Annotated in this window: 12 protein-coding genes; 3 read left to right on the top strand and 9 right to left on the bottom strand. The window is 64.9% G+C overall.

Annotation, left to right across the window (positions count from 1 at the left end; genetic code table 11):
• Positions 1–38: 38 nt before the first annotated feature.
• The 5 genes from ugpC to tdh form a co-directional block, all read right to left on the bottom strand.
• A complete protein-coding gene (gene ugpC / locus HOP59_RS19725; RefSeq protein WP_234255253.1) occupies positions 39–1,154 on the bottom strand; it encodes a sn-glycerol-3-phosphate ABC transporter ATP-binding protein UgpC in 1,116 nt (371 codons plus the stop codon).
• Positions 1,142–2,818 carry an alpha-amylase family glycosyl hydrolase gene (locus HOP59_RS19720; RefSeq protein WP_234255251.1) on the bottom strand — a complete coding sequence of 559 codons (1,677 nt, stop codon included), beginning with the start codon at positions 2,816–2,818 and terminating at the stop codon, positions 1,142–1,144. The genes ugpC and HOP59_RS19720 overlap by 13 nt, the downstream gene beginning before the upstream one ends.
• 129 nt (positions 2,819–2,947) lie before the next feature.
• On the bottom strand, positions 2,948–5,653 hold the full coding sequence (gene malT, locus HOP59_RS19715; protein ID WP_234255249.1) for an HTH-type transcriptional regulator MalT: 2,706 nt from the start codon (positions 5,651–5,653) through the stop codon (positions 2,948–2,950).
• 132 nt (positions 5,654–5,785) lie between these two features.
• The gene (gene kbl, locus HOP59_RS19710) at positions 5,786–6,976 is read right to left on the bottom strand and encodes a glycine C-acetyltransferase (RefSeq protein WP_234255246.1); all 1,191 of its coding nucleotides are present in this window, start codon (positions 6,974–6,976) and stop codon (positions 5,786–5,788) included.
• Position 6,977: 1 nt separating this feature from the next.
• Positions 6,978–8,006, bottom strand: coding sequence for an L-threonine 3-dehydrogenase (gene tdh / locus HOP59_RS19705; protein WP_010626688.1), 1,029 nt, complete (start codon positions 8,004–8,006; stop codon positions 6,978–6,980).
• Positions 8,007–8,199: 193 nt separating this feature from the next.
• Here tdh and HOP59_RS19700 point away from each other — a divergent pair, with 193 nt between their 5' ends.
• The 3 genes from HOP59_RS19700 to HOP59_RS19690 are packed head-to-tail and all read left to right on the top strand — an operon-like array spanning position 8,200 to position 10,671.
• Entirely contained in the window at positions 8,200–8,784 is a 585-nt protein-coding gene (locus tag HOP59_RS19700; RefSeq protein ID WP_234255243.1) for a helix-turn-helix domain-containing protein, read from the top strand.
• 50 nt (positions 8,785–8,834) lie between these two features.
• The gene (locus HOP59_RS19695) at positions 8,835–9,599 is read left to right on the top strand and encodes a trimeric intracellular cation channel family protein (protein ID WP_234255241.1); all 765 of its coding nucleotides are present in this window, start codon (positions 8,835–8,837) and stop codon (positions 9,597–9,599) included.
• A 28-nt stretch (positions 9,600–9,627) separates the two neighbouring features.
• Positions 9,628–10,671: a DUF3541 domain-containing protein gene (locus HOP59_RS19690; RefSeq protein ID WP_234255239.1), complete on the top strand. Its 1,044-nt coding sequence runs from the start codon at positions 9,628–9,630 to the stop codon at positions 10,669–10,671.
• Between the two features lie 21 nt (positions 10,672–10,692).
• On the opposite strand, the gene HOP59_RS19685 is transcribed toward HOP59_RS19690, so the two are convergent.
• The 4 genes from HOP59_RS19685 to HOP59_RS19670 form a co-directional block, all read right to left on the bottom strand.
• On the bottom strand, positions 10,693–11,514 hold the full coding sequence (locus HOP59_RS19685) for a PEP-CTERM/exosortase system-associated acyltransferase (RefSeq protein ID WP_234255237.1): 822 nt from the start codon (positions 11,512–11,514) through the stop codon (positions 10,693–10,695).
• A 68-nt stretch (positions 11,515–11,582) separates the two neighbouring features.
• Positions 11,583–14,408 carry a bifunctional diguanylate cyclase/phosphodiesterase gene (locus HOP59_RS19680; RefSeq protein ID WP_234255235.1) on the bottom strand — a complete coding sequence of 942 codons (2,826 nt, stop codon included), beginning with the start codon at positions 14,406–14,408 and terminating at the stop codon, positions 11,583–11,585.
• A gap of 39 nt (positions 14,409–14,447) precedes the next feature.
• Positions 14,448–15,659 (bottom strand): hypothetical protein, encoded by a 1,212-nt coding sequence (locus HOP59_RS19675; protein WP_234255233.1) that lies wholly within the window; start codon positions 15,657–15,659, stop codon positions 14,448–14,450.
• Positions 15,628–16,041, bottom strand: coding sequence for a hypothetical protein (locus HOP59_RS19670; protein WP_035590123.1), 414 nt, complete (start codon positions 16,039–16,041; stop codon positions 15,628–15,630). The genes HOP59_RS19675 and HOP59_RS19670 overlap by 32 nt, the downstream gene beginning before the upstream one ends.
• Positions 16,042–16,168: the final 127 nt, after the last annotated feature.

Genomic DNA, 16,168 nt, shown 5'->3' with positions numbered 1-16,168 from the left:
GGCAAGAAGTTGCCCGTTGGGCAAGTTCTTGCCCGTGCTCAATGAGTGACACCGGGAATCCGTACCTGCCGCGGGCAAGCCTCGCCATCGGCGGCGAACAGGTGGCAGCGCTCGCCGGATAGTCCCAGTTCGAGCGGCTGGCCGTCCTCCAGGTGGGTCAAGCCGTCGAGGCGCTGGGTCAGGGTCTCGCTGACGCCCTCTACCCGCAGATGAGCCAGTGTCTCGTAGCCGAGCCTTTCGGCCACCATGAGCCTGGCCGCGAGGCGGGCCTCGGCGTCGGCAGGGGCGACGAAGTCCTCGGCGCGTACGGCCAGGGTGGCCTTGTCGCCGGCAAGCAGCCGAGCGCCGTCGACCGCCACGGCCAGCGTCTCGCCCCCGGGTAGGCGCACCGAGGTGCGCTGGCGGCCGGGATCGAGCACTTCGACCGGCACCACGTTGATGCGCGGCGAGCCGATGAAGTGCGCCACCTCCAGCGTGGCCGGGTAGTGATAGAGCGACAGCGGGGCGCCGACCTGGGCGATGCGACCCCCGGCCAGCAGCACGATGCGGTCGGCCAGGGTCATCGCTTCCACTTGATCGTGGGTCACGTAGATCATGGTGGCGCCCAGGCGCCGGTGCAGCTCGGCGATCTGCACCCGCATGTCGACCCGCAGGGCGGCGTCGAGGTTGGAGAGCGGTTCGTCTAACAGGAACACCGCCGGCTCCTTGACCAGGGTGCGGCCGATGGCCACACGCTGGCGCTGGCCGCCGGAGAGCTCCTTGGGCTTGCGTTCGAGCAGCTCGCCCAGGTGCAGCATCTCGGCGGCATGCTCCACCCGGCGGCGGATCTCGGCCTTGTCGGTGCGGGCGAGCTTGAGGCCGAAGGCCATGTTCTCGGCCACCGTCATGTGCGGGTAGAGCGCGTAGGACTGGAACACCATGCCGATGTCGCGCTCCTGGGGCGGCACCTCGTTGATGCGCTCGCCATCGAGGCGCATCTCGCCGTGGCTGATGTCCTCGAGGCCGGCGATCATGCGCAGCAGGGTGGACTTGCCGCAGCCGGAAGGGCCGACGAAGACGATGAACTCGCCGTCCTCGATGGTCAGGTCGATGTCGCGGGAGACCTCGACCCCCGCGTAATCCTTGCCGATGCCGGCAAGCGTCAGACGTCCCATACGATCTCCTCCCGTGCCGGACAGCGGGCGATGGCGATGCCGCAGGGCGGCAGTTGGACCTCGCCATTGGCCCATGCGCCATTGACCAGCGCCGGGGCGTCGTCGAGCGCTTGCGCTTCCCGCGGGGCGGGCAGGGTGCGCAGCGCGTCGCTGAAGTTGAGCGCAACCAACAGGCGCTCGTTGGGCTCTCGCGCGGGATAGGAGCGCTCCAGGCACAGCACCTCGTCGCGCACCGGGTGGTAGCGCACTTCGCCCTTCTTCAATGCCACGTGTTCCCGGCGGAAGGCAAGGAGGGTGCGGTAGGCATTGAGCAGCGAATCGGGGGCTTCGTCCTGGTGCCGCATGGCCAGTCCCAGGTGTTCGTCGGGCACCGGCAGCCAGGGCTCGCCCCGGGAGAAATCGCCGTGGCGGGTTTCGGCACACCAGGGATGCGGCGTACGGCAGCCGTCGCGCCCCTTGTAGGCCGGCCAGAAGGTGATGCCGGCCGGGTCGACGAGCTGCTCCAGGGTGAGCTCGGCCTCGGGCAGGCCCAGCTCCTCACCCTGGTAGAGACAGACGCTGCCACGCTGGGTCAGCAGGAAGGCCAGATAGAGACGCAGCCTGGCCGGGTCGTCCTGTGCCTTCCAGCGGGTCGCCAGGCGCGGCACGTCGTGGTTGCCCAGTGCCCAGCACGGCCAGCCGTCGCCGATCTTCGCTTCCATGGCGGTCAGCGTTTGGTGCAGGAACTCGGGGTCGTGGCGCTCGCCCAGCAGATCGAAGGAGTAGGCCATGTGCAGACGCTTGCCGCCCTGGGTATAGGCGGCCATCACGTTGAGCGAATCGTCGTCGCCCACCTCGCCGACGCTGGTGGTGCCGGGATACTCGTCGAGCAGGGCGCGCAGCTTCTCGAGGAAGGCCAGGTTCTCCGGCTGGGTCTTGTCGTGCAGATGCAGTTGGTAGCCGTAGGGGTTGTCGGGGCGCACGCCGAGAAAGCCTTCTGCCGAGCTGCTGCGTGGCGGGTTGTCGACGAGTTCGCCATGGGTGCAGAAGTTGATCGCATCGAGGCGGAAGCCGTCGACGCCGCGGTCGAGCCAGAAGCGCACCTCGTCGAGAATGGCCTCGACGACCTGCGGATTGCGGAAGTTGAGGTCCGGTTGGCTGACCAGGAAGTTGTGCAGGTAGTACTGGCAGCGCCGGGTGTCCCACTGCCAGGCGCTGCCGCCGAACACCGACTGCCAGTTGGTGGGCGGCGAGCCGTCGGCCTTGGCATCGGCCCATACGTACCAGTCGGCCTTGGGGTTGTCGCGGCTGGTGCGGCTCTCGGCGAACCAGGGGTGAAGATCGGAGGTGTGCGACAGCACTTGGTCGATGGTGACCTTGAGCCCGCGGGCGTGCGCTGCCTCCACCAGCCGGTCGAAGTCATCCAGAGTGCCGAAGATGGGGTCGACGCCGCGGTAGTCGGCCACGTCGTAGCCGAAGTCCTTCATCGGCGAGGTGAAGAAGGGCGAGATCCAGATCGCGTCGACGTTGAGCGATGCGATGTAGTCGAGCTTGTCGATGATGCCCTGCAGGTCGCCGATGCCGTCGCCGTTACTGTCCATGAAGCTGCGCGGGTAGATCTGGTAGATCACCGCGCCGCGCCACCAGTCCTGTCCCTGTCTGCCGAAGATGTGCTGTGTGTTCATGCCTTGTCCTTGTCGTCGTGCCATACGGAGAAACGTAGGCTCGATGGTGACGCCATGGGCAGTGCAGTGAATCCTCTACGCCCCGGCACAGGGGAGGCGTAGGCGGGGGGCTGAGTCCGGCCGCGCGGCCTACTCCCCCTGGATGCGCGACAGCAGCTCGCCGGCCAGGGCGATGGCCTCTTCGCGGCGACGGATGTTCTGTTTCTGATAGAGGCTGCGGATGTGGGTCTTGACCGTGGTGGGGGCGACCGAGAGCTGTTCGGCGATCTGCTCGTTGGAGAGCCCGGCATGGATCAGGCCGAGGATCTGCCACTCGCGGCGGGTCAGCGGCGAGGTGCGGATCAGCTCCGGCACGTCGGGGCGCGAGACGATGTCGTCGATGACCGAGTCGTCGAGCATCAGGCGCACGGCGCGGCCGAACTCGCGCTGGCGGCGGGCAAGGTCGAGCAGCCGTTCGGCGTGGCCCCGGGCCAGGGGCTCCAGCTCATGCTCGGCCAGCAGCCCCTTGAGCATCTCAGGCAGCGCCCGGCCCAGACGCAGGAAGCTGCCGGCCAGCGCCGTACGTGTGGCGAGCGTCAGCGCCTGGGCCAGATGCGCCAGGGCCGCATCGGGCCGGCCGCGTTGCCACTCCAGCCCGGCCAGGCAGATCCGGTTGCGATTGGCGTCGGTGGTAAGCCCCAGCCGTGCGGTCTGGCGTTCCTGCTCGATCAGCAGTGCCTCGGCCTCGTCGAAGCGGCCGAGCAGGATCAAGGCGCGAGCGTGATTGCGTAGGTTGCACTGCGCGAAGTGGTTGCTGGCCTTCGTCGGGTCGCCGGGCGGTGCCTCCTGCAGCCAGCGGGCCACGGCGTCGAGATCGCCGTTGGCCTGCCACCAGGCCAGCAGGGTGGCATGGGCATTGGCCTGCCAGTCGATGTGATAGTTGCCCTGCACCAGAATCTTGCGCAGGCGGCGGATATGGTCGGCGCACTGGGCCTGATCGCCCCGCGACAGCGCTACCTTGGCCAGGCCGATGTGGCATTGCAGCGTCCAGCGCTCGCCCTGGCTGTCGAGTACCTCGATGCCTTTCAGCGCTGCCTCCTCCGCTTCTTCCAGACGCTGCCACTCCCACAGCACCTGACTGCGGATACGGTAGAGGAATTCGCACACCGGCAGGCGGTCGAGGCCGGAGTGCTCGACGTGAGCGATGGCGCGCTCCTGCACGTCGAAGGCGGCCTGCAGACGACCCTGAGCCACCAGCGTCTCGGACTGATGGCACAGCGCCCACAGCAGCATCTGCGCGTCACCGGTACGATTGGCTTCACGCTCCACGCTGTGGATGCGCTGCAGCGACTCGTCCAGGTGGCCCTGGACGAAGCGCGCCTCGGCCAGTATCGCCGCGGCGGTCAGCGGGGTCGTGGCCAGATAGCGGGGCGGCAGGGTCAGGGCCTGTTCTGCCAGCGGTGCCGCCCGTTCGGCGTCGCCTTCGTTGATCGCCAACTGCGCCCGTAGGGTGGCGAACTCCGCGGACAGCTCGGCCCATCCGGGCAGTTCGAGCTGCGCCTCGATCCAGCCAATGGCTTGGCGAGTGCGATCGAAATGGTACTGGGCATGCGAGGCCCAGCCGTGCAGCAGGGTGAGCCGGGGGGAGTCGACCAGGCGAGTATCGCCGAGGGCGGCAAGACCTCGCGCCAACAGCGAGAAGTGGCCGTTGGCCAGCAGGCCGGGACCCTCGCGCTCGAGCAGCTCGGCCAACGGCTCGGGGGCTTCGGCGTCGATGGCCTGGGCCAGGGCCAGGGCGGGGTTGCCCAGACGCAGCCAGGCGTTGCTGGCGCGCTGATGCAGCTCGTGCTGTGTGGTCAGGCTGAGCTCGTGGCGGCGATGGCGCAGGTAGCCGGCAAACAGTTGATGGAAGCGAAACCATTGCGAATGAGGTTCGACCCGCTCGAGGAACAGACCGGCCCGCTCCAGCGCCTCCAGCCGCTGAGAGAGCCGCTCGCCCTCCAGCAGCCTGGCGACCAGGTTGGGAGAGAAGCGCTCCAGCACGCCAAGCTGCAGCAGCAGCTGACGGTCCTGTTCGTCGATACAGCGCGCCAGCAGCTCGTCGAACCAGGTGACGAAGTCCGGATGGCTGCCGTCGAGTCGCTCCAGCAGCGTATCGAAGGAGGCCAGGGTCGTGGTGCGCTCGATCAGCCAGGCGAGCGCCAGCGGCCATCCTTCGGTGCGGCGCAGAGCGCGCTCCAGGCTGACCCGGGTCGGCGGCAGGCTGAGCTGTTCGGCACACAGGGTCTGCGCCTCCTCCGCATCGAAGGCCAGCTCGCTCAGGCCGATCTCCTCCAGTTCGCCGCGCAGCCGGAGTTCCGGCAGGCCCAGGGCGGGGCGCGTGCGTGAAGCGAGGGTCAGCGTCAGCCAGGGTGGCTGGTGGCACAACCAGTGGCGCAGGCTTTCGAGGATCGATGGGTGGGTCAGGTGCTGAACGTCGTCCAGCACCAGCCGGCCCGGCGGGGCTTGAACCGGTAGCAGGGCCAGCCAGGTTTCGACGGCTTCGGCCAGATTGTCGGCCTCGGGCAGTTCGAGCGCGAGATCGAGCTCACGGCACAGGCGGGTCAATGCTTCACGGAAGTAGACGGCGAAGCGCTCCGGCTCGTCATCGCGGGCATCCAGGCACAGCCAGGCCGAGGGTTGCTGCAGTTGCGTCAGACGCTCGGCCAGCAGCGTGCTCTTGCCGTAGCCGGGCGGTGCCTGGACCATCAACAGGCGGACCCGCTCGCTGAGTGCGAAGCAGTCGTTCAGCCTTTCCCGGGCCACGACGGTGTCAGGTAGTGCAGGCGGGCAGAGCTTTTCCAGAAGAATGGGCATCGAAAACCGTCGCTGAACCGTTTCAGATTTCAGTATGACGGTTGGCTCGTCGCCTTTGGGCTCTCTGCGACCAAGGTCGTAGCCAAGGCTGGCCGGGCTCTGGCCCGGCCAGCCGATAGCAATGCCTGTTCGCTACAGCCCCAGGCGCTCCTTGACCCGGCCGAAGGCGGCCAGGGCGAACTCCAGGTCGTCGCGGCTCAGCGCGGCGGACATCTGGGTGCGGATGCGGGCGCGGCCCTGGGGCACTACCGGGTAGGAGAAGGCGATCACGTAGACACCCTCCTTGAGCATCTCTTCGGCGAAGCGGGCGGCCAGCCCGGCGTCGTGCAGCATCACCGGCACGATAGGGTGCTCGCCGGGCAGCAGCTCGAAGCCCAGTCGCTCAAGGCCTGCACGGAAGAAGGCGGTATTCTCGCTGAGCCGGCTGCGCAGTTCGCTGGACTCGGCGGCCAGCTCGATGGCCTTCAGCGCGCCGGCGACCACCGGCGGCGCCACGGTGTTGGAGAACAGGTAGGGCCGCGAGCGCTGGCGCAACAGCTCGATCACTTCACGCTTGCCGCTGGTGTAGCCGCCGCTGGCGCCACCCAGCGCCTTGCCCAGGGTACCGGTGGTGATGTCGATGCGGTCCATGCAGCCACGATACTCGTGGGTGCCGCGGCCGCCTTCGCCGAGAAAGCCGGTGGCGTGGCAGTCGTCGAAGTGCACCAGGGCATCGTAGCGTTCGGCCAGGTCGCAGATTTCGTCGAGCCGGGCAATGTAGCCGTCCATGGAGAACACACCGTCGGTGGTGATCAGCTTGAAGCGCGCGCCGTCGCGGTCGGCGGCCTTGAGCTGCGCTTCGAGGTCGGCCATGTCGTTGTTGCGGTAGCGATAGCGCCGGGCCTTGCAGAGCCTCACGCCGTCGATGATGCTGGCGTGGTTGAGCTCGTCGGAGATCACCGCATCCTCGGCGCCGAGCAGGGTCTCGAACAGCCCGCCGTTGGCGTCGAAGCAGGAGGGGTAGAGGATGGTGTCCTCGGTGCCGAGGAAGTCGGTGAGGCGCTGTTCCAACTGCTTGTGCAGGCTCTGGGTGCCGCAAATGAAGCGCACCGAAGCCAGGCCGTAGCCCCACTCTTCCAGGCCCGCCTTGGCTGCCGCGTTGACCTCAGGGTGCTGGGCCAGACCCAGGTAGTTGTTGGCGCACAGATTGAGCACTTCCTGCCCGGCACTGATGCCGACATGGGCGCCCTGAGGCGTGGTCAGCTGGCGCTCGTGCTTGTACAGTCCGGCCTGGCGAATGGTGTCGAGTTCGCCCAGCAGATGCTGTTTGAAAGCTCCGTACATGTCATGACTCCCAGTTGAGAACGACCTTGCTCGCTTCACCGCTCAGCATGGCATCGAAGCCCTGCTGGAACTCGGTATAAGGCAGGCGATGGGTGATCACCGGCGAGATGTCGAGGCCGGAGTCGATCATCACCGACATCTTGTACCAGGTCTCATACATCTCGCGGCCGTAGATGCCCTTGAGCGTCAGCATGTTGAAGATCACCGTGTTCCAGTCAATGGCGATCTCCTCGGTGGGTATGCCCAGCATGGAGATCTTGCCGCCGTGGCACATGTTGGCCAGCATGTCGCGGAAGGCGGCAGGGCTGCCGGACATCTCCAGGCCCACGTCGAAGCCTTCGGTCAAGCCCAGCTCGCGCTGGACCTCGGGCAGCGTCTCGTGGCGCACGTCCACGGTGCGGGTGGCGCCCAGGCGCTTTGCCAGCTCGAGCCGCCCCGGGTTGAGATCGGTGACCACCACGTGACGCGCGCCGGCATGGCGACACACCGCCGCGGCCATGGCGCCGATCGGTCCGGCCCCGGTGATCAGCACGTCCTCGCCGAGCAGGTCGAACTGCAGCGCGGTGTGCACGGCGTTGCCCAGCGGGTCGAAGATGGCGGCCACGTCCAGATCGATACCCGGCTTGTGTTCCCACACGTTGGACATCGGCAGGGCCACGTACTCGGCGAAGGCACCCGGGCGGTTGACCCCCACGCCGCTGGTATGGGCACACAGGTGACGGCGCCCGGCCAGACAGTTGCGGCAGCGCCCGCACACCACATGACCCTCGCCGGATACGATCTGCCCCGGGCGGAAATCGTTGACGTTGGAACCCACTTCGACGATCTCGCCGACGAACTCATGGCCCACCACCATGGGTACGGGGATGGTCTTCTGGGCCCAACTGTCCCACTTGTAGATATGTACGTCGGTGCCGCAGATGGCGGTGCGCTTCACCTTGATCAGCACATCATTGATGCCGACCTGTGGGTCCGGCACCTCTTCCAGCCAGAGGCCGGGTGATGCCTCCTTCTTGATCAGTGCTTTCATGTCTACCTTCCTGACTTGTGGTTGGAGGTTCAGGCGGTTGAGGAGCGATAGGTGCTGGTAATTCCCCGTATGAGGTTTAGTATGAGGGAATGAATTCCAGTATTGCAGATTAATTCCATCATGCAAGATTTTTTTATCGTATAGTGGAATGCAGTTGTTAGCGAGCGTCTCTTGGGTATAGGGGAAAAGTGAAGTGAGTGACACCACGACGGCAGACGAAGGGCAAACGGAAGCGGGGAGCCTGCCGAGCCGGGTCATCGAGCTGCGCAAGAAACGCGGACTCACGCTGGAGCAACTGGCGGCGGCCTCCGGCGTCAGTCGTTCGATGCTCAGCCAGATCGAGCGCGGCAAGGCCAACCCGACGCTGGCGGTGACGCTGCGTATCGCACAGGCCTTCGGCATGAACATCGGCGATCTGGTAGACCAGCCCTGGACGGCGTCGCGCATCGAGGTGGTGCGCGGCGACGACGCCAGCCAGCTGTTCCGTGACGATCAGGACTGCCGCATCCGCACCCTTTCGCCGCTGCACATGGAGAAAAACGTGGAGTTCTACGAGGTGCGTCTGGCCCCCGGTGCACGCCTGCAGAGTGCGGCTCACTTCGAGGGCACGCGAGAGCTGTTGACCGTCACCCAGGGTCAGGCACGAGTCGTGTCGGGGGAGAATCGCTGTGAGCTGAGCCCTGGCGACTCGGCGCACTATCATGCCGACCTCGAGCACATCATCGAGAACAGCGGTGAAGTGGAGCTGGTGAGTTTTCTCGTCGTGACCTATCAGTGAAAGCGCAGTAGTCTGCCCAGCATTTGCCATCTGCTTAGCAGGAGAACGACTTGACGGCTCTGGTGTATTGGCTGGACATGGCCGGTGTGGTGGTCTTCGCTCTTTCGGGAGTCATCCTCGCCTGCCGCTCGCGCATGGACCCCTTCGGCATGCTGGTGCTGGCGGCGGTCACCGGCATCGGGGGCGGCACGTTGCGCGACCTGGTGCTGGGCGTGCGGCCGGTGTTCTGGGTCGCCGACCCTACCTATCTATGGGTGATCCTCGCTACCGTCGGCCTTTCCATCGTCGGCTTTCATTACATCCATCGCCTCTCCCGCAGCTTCCTGCCGATCGCCGATGCCTTCGGCCTGGCGCTGTTCACGGTGATCGGCGCCCACAAGGCGTTGCAGCTCGAGGCGCCCGGCGTAGTGGCGGTATTGATGGGGCTGCTGACGGGGGTGGCCGGTGGTATGGTGCGCGACGTGCTGGCGCGGCGCGTACCGATGGTGCTGCGCCAGGAAGTGTATGCCACGGCCTCCATTGCCGGCGGCATCACCTACGTGGGGCTGGGAGCGCTGGGCGTGCCGGTCGGCGTTGCCATCGGCCTGGCGCTGGCAGTGACCCTGGGGCTACGGCTGGCGGCCATCCACTGGCAGCTCACGCTGCCGGTTTTCGCCTGGGTCGTAATCCGTCCGCCGCAAGAGACTCAAGCATCGGTTGACCCGGGCGCCGAGCAAGGGGCCCCCCAAGGCGGGCCGCCGGCGCAGCCCAAGTCCCGCCCAAAGGTCAGGGTGCGCATGATCTCACCCAGCCAGCAGCGTAGGCAGCGAGAATAAGACAGTGGCTGAAGCGAAATCGAGGCGAGTGCCTCAGGCAGCATTCACCAAGACCATGGGCTGGCTCATGGTGCTTTTGCTGGTGGCGCTTACCGGCTGCGCCATCGAGCCCTTGCATGATGAACCTGCGCGCGATGGACCGACACGCGATGAGCAGGCAGCCGCTCAGGCGCTCCAGGCCGTCTATGAAGACGCCCTGCCGGCCATGCCCCTCGACAAGCAGCGTCACTATGCTCAGCGGCTCTACCGCATCAGCGGCGATTCGCGCTATCTCGAGCCCCTCGAGGCGCATGGGCGCCTGTTGTCAAAGCAGCTCGAGCGTGACATTGCCGGCCTCGAGACACCCGGCTTCGCGGCGGCTCGCACCCGGGAGCTCATGGCGAGCCACCCGCAGCGTACTGCCAGGCAGCGTGCCCGCGGGGCCATGCTGAACGAGTGGGGAGAGATCGCCTTCGGCCGGCAACTGCTCTTTCGCTTGGTTCAGGCGGACTACTACGGCCTGTTGAAAACGCTACCCGAGCATCAGCGCGCGCTCGGCTACCTGGCGAGCCTGGAATGGCTGCGCTTTCTGACCGACCCTGAGGTGATGCGGATCTACGCCGCCCAGGTAGCGAATCAGGCGCATTTTCTCTATCAGCTCGGCATCGTCGACCTGCGGGACGACGTGGAGGCGGCGCTTCGGTCCGCCTATCCCGCCGATGCCGTGTCGGCTCTGAACAAGACCGATTACCGCAACCGGCTCTACGGCATGACCCACATCGTAATCGCCGACAGCCGTTACTATCAGCGCAGGGTGTCGGCCGAGCAGCATGCTTGGATCCTCGCAGCATTCCGTAGTGAGATCGAACGCATTCTGGACGAGGCCACGGAGGACATCATGGCCGAAGTCGCGCTCAGCTTTCTGCTGGCGGGACTGGACGACGACCCGGTGGTGGCACGGATACGCCGCCACCTGATCCAGGCCATCGATCCTCGCTCGGGCATCATTCCATCACCGGACGGCGATACCGACCTGGAACGTGGCGAGCACCGCAACGTGCTGGCAATCATGGTGCTCGGCTGGCCGGGGTAACTGTATGCCGGTCCCGACCTGTCACGGCAACTCCACCAGCCCCATGATGCCTCGATCGGCCAAGGCGAGGGGCAACTGAGGAGCAAGCTGTCGGCGTATCCTCTGATAGGGCTCCGCCAGCTCGCGGTTCATGTTGCTCTGGGCCAGATGGTTGTCGATGTAGAAGGCGTGGCGCCGTCCATGTAGCTCGATGGAATCGCCGACTCGCGTGAAGCGAAATCCCGACATGGCCAGCAACCGGGGCAGACGAGAGGCCATCATGGCGAATATATGACGTCGACCGACCAGATCGACCAGACTATGTGTGGCGAGGAACAGTGCGATGGTCAACAGCGGAAAGATGCGTCGCTCCTCAGGCGAAAACTCGTAGGCAAGATTGTTCCCGTTGAGCGTTTCGTGATTGATCGGCCGATTGCGGAACTCTCGGGCCGTGGCGAAACGTGATATCTCGCAAATCTCTCTAATGGGCAGGCGATCGGGATGCAGCGAGGAATGGGTCAGGCTTCTGCCGCCGTACTCTTGAAGAGGAAGCTTGATCGTCGCGTGTTCATCGTCAGACGCAGGTAGTACCAGCCGAAAGCAGCCTGCTGCAATTCCGGATGCTCTGTGTTCCAAGAGGCAGTGCAGGGCGTTGGTGTCATAGGCATCCAGTTCCAGTGCCCTGTCATCATCGTTGGGGGGGCTGTAGCCGATCTCCTGGCAATAGACCTTGTATCTCAGCCGATAGACGCGATGTCGATCCTTGTCGTTGCAGGCGAGTTTGAAAGCGAAATCCTCATCCAGTTGCTTGAAGGCCTCGCTGCGGTTGCCCGCCCCCTGTTGCTGGAGCTTGCTGCGTCCCATGTTGCACTCCTTGCTCTATTTGCGACGTAGTGACATACCTCTTGTTCAAATCGATGATGCCTAGGGGTTCAGCGCTCGAGAATGGTTCTAAAGGTGTCCTCGAGCAGAGCCGGTTTGCCCAAGTGATAGCCTTGACCATACTCGATGCCATAAGAGGAGAGGAGGGGGATCAAGGCTTCCTGATCGACGAATTCGGCAATGGCTTTCTTGCCGAAGCCAGTGGCGATATCGGCAATGGCTTTGACGATGACTTGGCTCTCCGAGTTGGTCAGCAGGGTGCGAATGAAGGCGCCGTCGATCTTGATGAAATCGACGGGCAGCTCGCCCAGATAGTGGAAACTGCTGAAACCGACGCCGAAGTCGTCCAGGGCCGTGCGACAGCCAAGGTCGCGCAGGGCCTGAAGCACGCCCCTTGCGCTGGAAAAATCGGTAACGGCGGCAGTCTCGGTGATCTCCAGAATCAAGTAATGCGGGTCTGCACCGCTGGCGGCCAGCTCCTCGACGAGAAATTGCTTGAGTCCTTCGTCGTGCAAGGACTGGCCCGACAGGTTGACGGAAAGACTGATGCCCTGTGCTTGCACACGGCTCAGAGCGCGCAGGCTGTGGCGCAGTACCCAGCGGTCGATCTGTACGACCTGGCCGCTACGCTCGGCTACGGGAATGAAATAGGCCGGTGAGATGAGAGAGCCCTTGGGGCCCAGCATGCGCAGCAGCACTTCGTAATGCCGCACGTCGCCGTCATTCAAGCGCATGATCGGCTGTGCCATGAGCTCGAAGCCTTCCTCGTCGATGGCCTGACGGATGCGCTCCACCCAGTAGACGCGTTCTTGAAGCTCATCCTTGGCGCGCTCCAGCGTCGAGAGCAGGTGCCAACGTTGGGCGCTGCTCTCCTTGGCTTTGTACATGGCCAGGTCGGCGTTGGCCATCAGGTCGGCGGGGTTGTCGCCATGGATCGGGAACAGGGCGATACCGAGGCTGGCCGTCGCCCGATGACGCTGACCGCCGGCGTCCAGTCCGGTGCCGTCCAGCAGGGGGGTGATCTGCTTGGCGATGCTGATGGCTTTGCGGGTATCGGCGCCCTCCAGCAGCAGTGCGAACTCATCACCACCCAGTCGGGCGATGATGCCGCAATGGCCGAACTCCTGGAACAGGGTATCGGCCACCATGCGCAGCAGCCGGTCGCCGGTGTGATGACCGCTTAGCTCGTTGACGTCCTTGAAGTGATCGATGTCGAGCAGCAGTACCGCCCCGTTGCGGCCCCGCTGCATGACTACGCCCAGCGCCTCCTGGAAGTAGCGCCGGTTGTAGAGTTCCGTCAATGGGTCGCGCTCGGCCAGCCAAGTGAGTCTCGCTTCGGCCAACTTGCGTTCGGTGATGTCGAGACCGACCGAGATTCTTGCCGCACGGTCGTCGCCACGGGTTGCCAGCGGCGCGTGATACCAGGCAATGGTGCGCTGACGCCCATCCGCCGTCACCAGGCTGCGTTCTTCCTGAGATGACATGTCTTCCGGGCCGCCGCTTGGGCGGGGGGTGAAGATATCGTCGAAGCGGCGGCCAAGGAGTCGCTCTTCCTGCATCGAGAGCGTGGAAAGCGCATAGTCATTGACGAGGGTGATACGATCATGGTCGTCCTGAGTCACGATGAAGACCCGCGCCGTATCCAGCAGGCTGCCGACGAAATCGCGCTCCCGGGCCAACTCCTCGACCCGTTCCGCCAACTGCTGGCCGCGTGCGGTTACCTCATGTTCCAGCGCCTCCAACTGGTCGGAGAGAGCCAGTGTCGTGCCCTCCAGAACATCGATCTCATCTTCCAGGCGTTGGCTCGGTGGCGGAATGGCCCTGCGGGCTTCGGCAAAACCGCCGTGAGCCAGAACGGGTAGCACCCCCGCCAATCGGCGCAGTCTGGCCATGGGTTGCAGCAGGATCGCCAACAGCAGCAGCTCGGCCGCCAGCCAGCCCCCGATGCCTACCAGCAGCAGGCTACGCGTGTTCTCCTGAATGGCGCGTATCTGATGGGTGATATCGGCGGCCAGGAGAAAAAAGCCGCTACTGCGACGAGCCTCGTCGGCCTCCATGCGCACGGCGGACAGCTCGTAATCGCGGCCCCGATATTGCAGCCGCAGCGGCTTTTCGAGAATGTCGCTTAGCATGCTTTTCTGCGAGGCCTGGCGAAGCAACGGAAGGTAGTGCTCCGGGTGCGTCATGGCCACCAGGTGGCCGTGCCAGTTGGTCAAGTGGCGCTCGGGCATGACCTCCACCTCGCGCCCACCGGTGATCAGCAGGGCGACATCGCTGCCGGATACCTGCTGGGCCTGGCGGGTCACGTCGGCCAGGGAGCGAGACAGTATCACCATGCCGACGCTTTCACCCCCGACCAGAATGGGCACCGCCGCGTACTGGCGACAGTCGTTGGCACAGCGCAGGGCCGAAAGAGGGAACTCGGTTTCCATCACCTGGCTTACCCAGTCCTGAACGGGGCGCTCCTTGTCGGCCTGACCTTCCCCCCAGTCGGCCAGTTGGCGTCCTTGGGCATCGAACACCAGGATTTCGTCGATGCCGGCTTCGAGCTGTAGTGTTGGCCACTGGGACGTCAGGGAGTTTATCAGCGCTTCCTGGTCGTTCCCGGCCAGGGCCGGTCCCAGGTCCGGAGAGGCTGCCGTCAGTGCGGCAATCTGCTGCAAGCTCACCTCGGAGCGCTGTAGAGCCAGCTGTATTTCACGCACTTCCCGTTCGTTGCTCTCCCTGCGGCTTGCCTCGAACTGGCGGGTCAGGTTGGCATGCCCGAGCCAGGTGAACAGCCCAGCCAGCACCAGCAGCAGCAGGCTGCTCAGCGCCAGCACCCGCCAGGTCAGGCTGAGGCGGGGCCGTCGTGCTTGGGAGTCGGAGCGGCTCATGCGGACAATCCCTGACCGGTTCGATGGGGAGCGATGGCTTCAGAAGCGCAGCGAGAGTTGGAAAAGTAGCATGTTCCAGCGCCGGCTCGTCTCGCTGGGGTCGGGCTCGTCCTGTAGCGGCAGCCAGGCGGTACCATCGATATGGTGATACTCAGCGGCGAGCAGAACGCTGGGTGTCACGCGCCATTGCAACCCCAGCGTAATGTCCCTGGCATATTGAGTGTGGGCTGGCCCACCGCCCATGGCTTCGAACCTGCTTCCGGAGCGGTCGTCGGTGTTGCTGACCAAGCTGTCGTAGCGAACCAGCCACTGCCAATTTTCATGAAAACGGCGCGTATACTGCAAATACCAGCTTTCCCCGGTGACATCGAAATTGAGGAAGGGGTTGGCGAAGCCGTCCAGCGTCGAGTGTCTCAGCGCATACTCGCCGGTCAGGCTCCACAGTTCCGCGTTGTATTGCAACGAGAGGATCCAGGGCTTGAAGTCGAAAGTGCCGTCGCTCGTCCCTGGGGCGTCGGAGACGAAGCGTGCGCGGGCGTTGGCGGCACTGAGAGCCGCTACGATGCGCCCGCCGTCGTGCTCGTAGCGTACTTGGCCTATTGCCGAGCGGCGGGGCTCGAGTGAGCCGGGAGTATCTTCGAGACGCATGGTTCGCCTGAGGTCGTCCCCGGCCTGGATGTCCCCCACACCGACCTGGGTACGAATGACGCCGGTAGGCAGTCGTTCCTCGTGATAGACGGTCATACCGTCCGCGGCGAGGCCGAGCGAGCGGGTGCGGTCGAAATAGATCGACTGCGGCAGCAGAATGCTTGGCCGGGTAAAAGCGACATCCCGAGTCTGATTGTAGAACCCGAGCGGGTTCTTGAAGCGCCCGACCTGAATGCCTAGGGTTCGCTGCTGGTTGGAGAAGGGCTGGTAGTCGATGACGCCGTAGTCGAGCGCTGGCCTGGCATCGCTGCCATCGCCGCCGGCTCGGCGGCTGAGCACCTGTGCCGCGAGCAAAATGTCTTTATGCGGCCGTATCGAAGCATTGGCACCGATCTCGGTGTACTTGAGGCTGCCGCTACTGCTGCTGGGCCCGAAGAAGTCATTATGGTCGGAGACCACGTACGCCTGGCTCAGGAACCCGTGCAGCTGCAAGGTATCCATGACGCCCTCTGCCATCGCGGCCGGTGCCCAACCCAAGGCAAGCATCAGCAGCAGCGAGCGCGAGTGATGGCTACTCCATGGTAATGACTTGGACTCGATCATCCAGATACTCCCTTTCCAGATACCCTAGGGCGCCAGGCGTGGTGGCGACGCGTTCCAGCATCTCGATCTGACTGCCGACCTGACTGGGTGCCTGCCCTGTACCCGAGAAGACCATGCGGTCCCAGGCCAGCTGAAGCTGGTGTGGATATACCGTGAGCCGCTCTTTGGCGAAGCGGGCATGAACGGGATGGTTGTTGGGCAGTACGAAGACGCGAACGGCTTGCCCATCCGGCCAGCTGCGCTGCCGCATGGCAAAGATGGCTCGAGTGGTGTCGCGGGTCAGAGCGGCGTTGGTTACCTGGGGGTGGGCAATGAGCACGACCTGCCGCTCCGCGGCATGGGCCGACAGAGGCAGAAGTGCCACCAGCAGTGGCAGAAGCATCAAACGGATCACCCCGGCCACGCGCCACCTTCTCGAAGGTTGGGCCGATGCTGCGTGGCGAGTGCGAATGGCTGCGACACGATGCCGTCGGACAAGACGACTCTCATGCCTGGCCCATTGGCAGCGG

The sequence above is a fragment of the Billgrantia aerodenitrificans genome (assembly GCF_021404405.1).
GTDB lineage: Bacteria > Pseudomonadota > Gammaproteobacteria > Pseudomonadales > Halomonadaceae > Halomonas > Halomonas aerodenitrificans.
Note: the sequence above shows the minus strand (reverse complement) of the source record. Positions and strands in the feature narration are given on the sequence as shown.

Bases quoted from the DNA above. Each gene is read 5' to 3' on its own strand.
- ugpC (WP_234255253.1), bottom strand. From the start codon at position 1,154: ATGGGACGTCTGACGCTTGCCGGCATCGGCAAGGATTACGCGGGGGTC.
- HOP59_RS19720 (WP_234255251.1), bottom strand. From the start codon at position 2,818: ATGAACACACAGCACATCTTCGGCAGACAGGGACAGGACTGGTGGCGC.
- malT (WP_234255249.1), bottom strand. From the start codon at position 5,653: ATGCCCATTCTTCTGGAAAAGCTCTGCCCGCCTGCACTACCTGACACC.
- kbl (WP_234255246.1), bottom strand. From the start codon at position 6,976: ATGTACGGAGCTTTCAAACAGCATCTGCTGGGCGAACTCGACACCATT.
- tdh (WP_010626688.1), bottom strand. From the start codon at position 8,006: ATGAAAGCACTGATCAAGAAGGAGGCATCACCCGGCCTCTGGCTGGAA.
- HOP59_RS19685 (WP_234255237.1), bottom strand. From the start codon at position 11,514: ATGGGACGCAGCAAGCTCCAGCAACAGGGGGCGGGCAACCGCAGCGAG.
- HOP59_RS19680 (WP_234255235.1), bottom strand. From the start codon at position 14,408: ATGAGCCGCTCCGACTCCCAAGCACGACGGCCCCGCCTCAGCCTGACC.
- HOP59_RS19675 (WP_234255233.1), bottom strand. From the start codon at position 15,659: ATGATCGAGTCCAAGTCATTACCATGGAGTAGCCATCACTCGCGCTCG.
- HOP59_RS19670 (WP_035590123.1), bottom strand. From the start codon at position 16,041: ATGCTTCTGCCACTGCTGGTGGCACTTCTGCCTCTGTCGGCCCATGCC.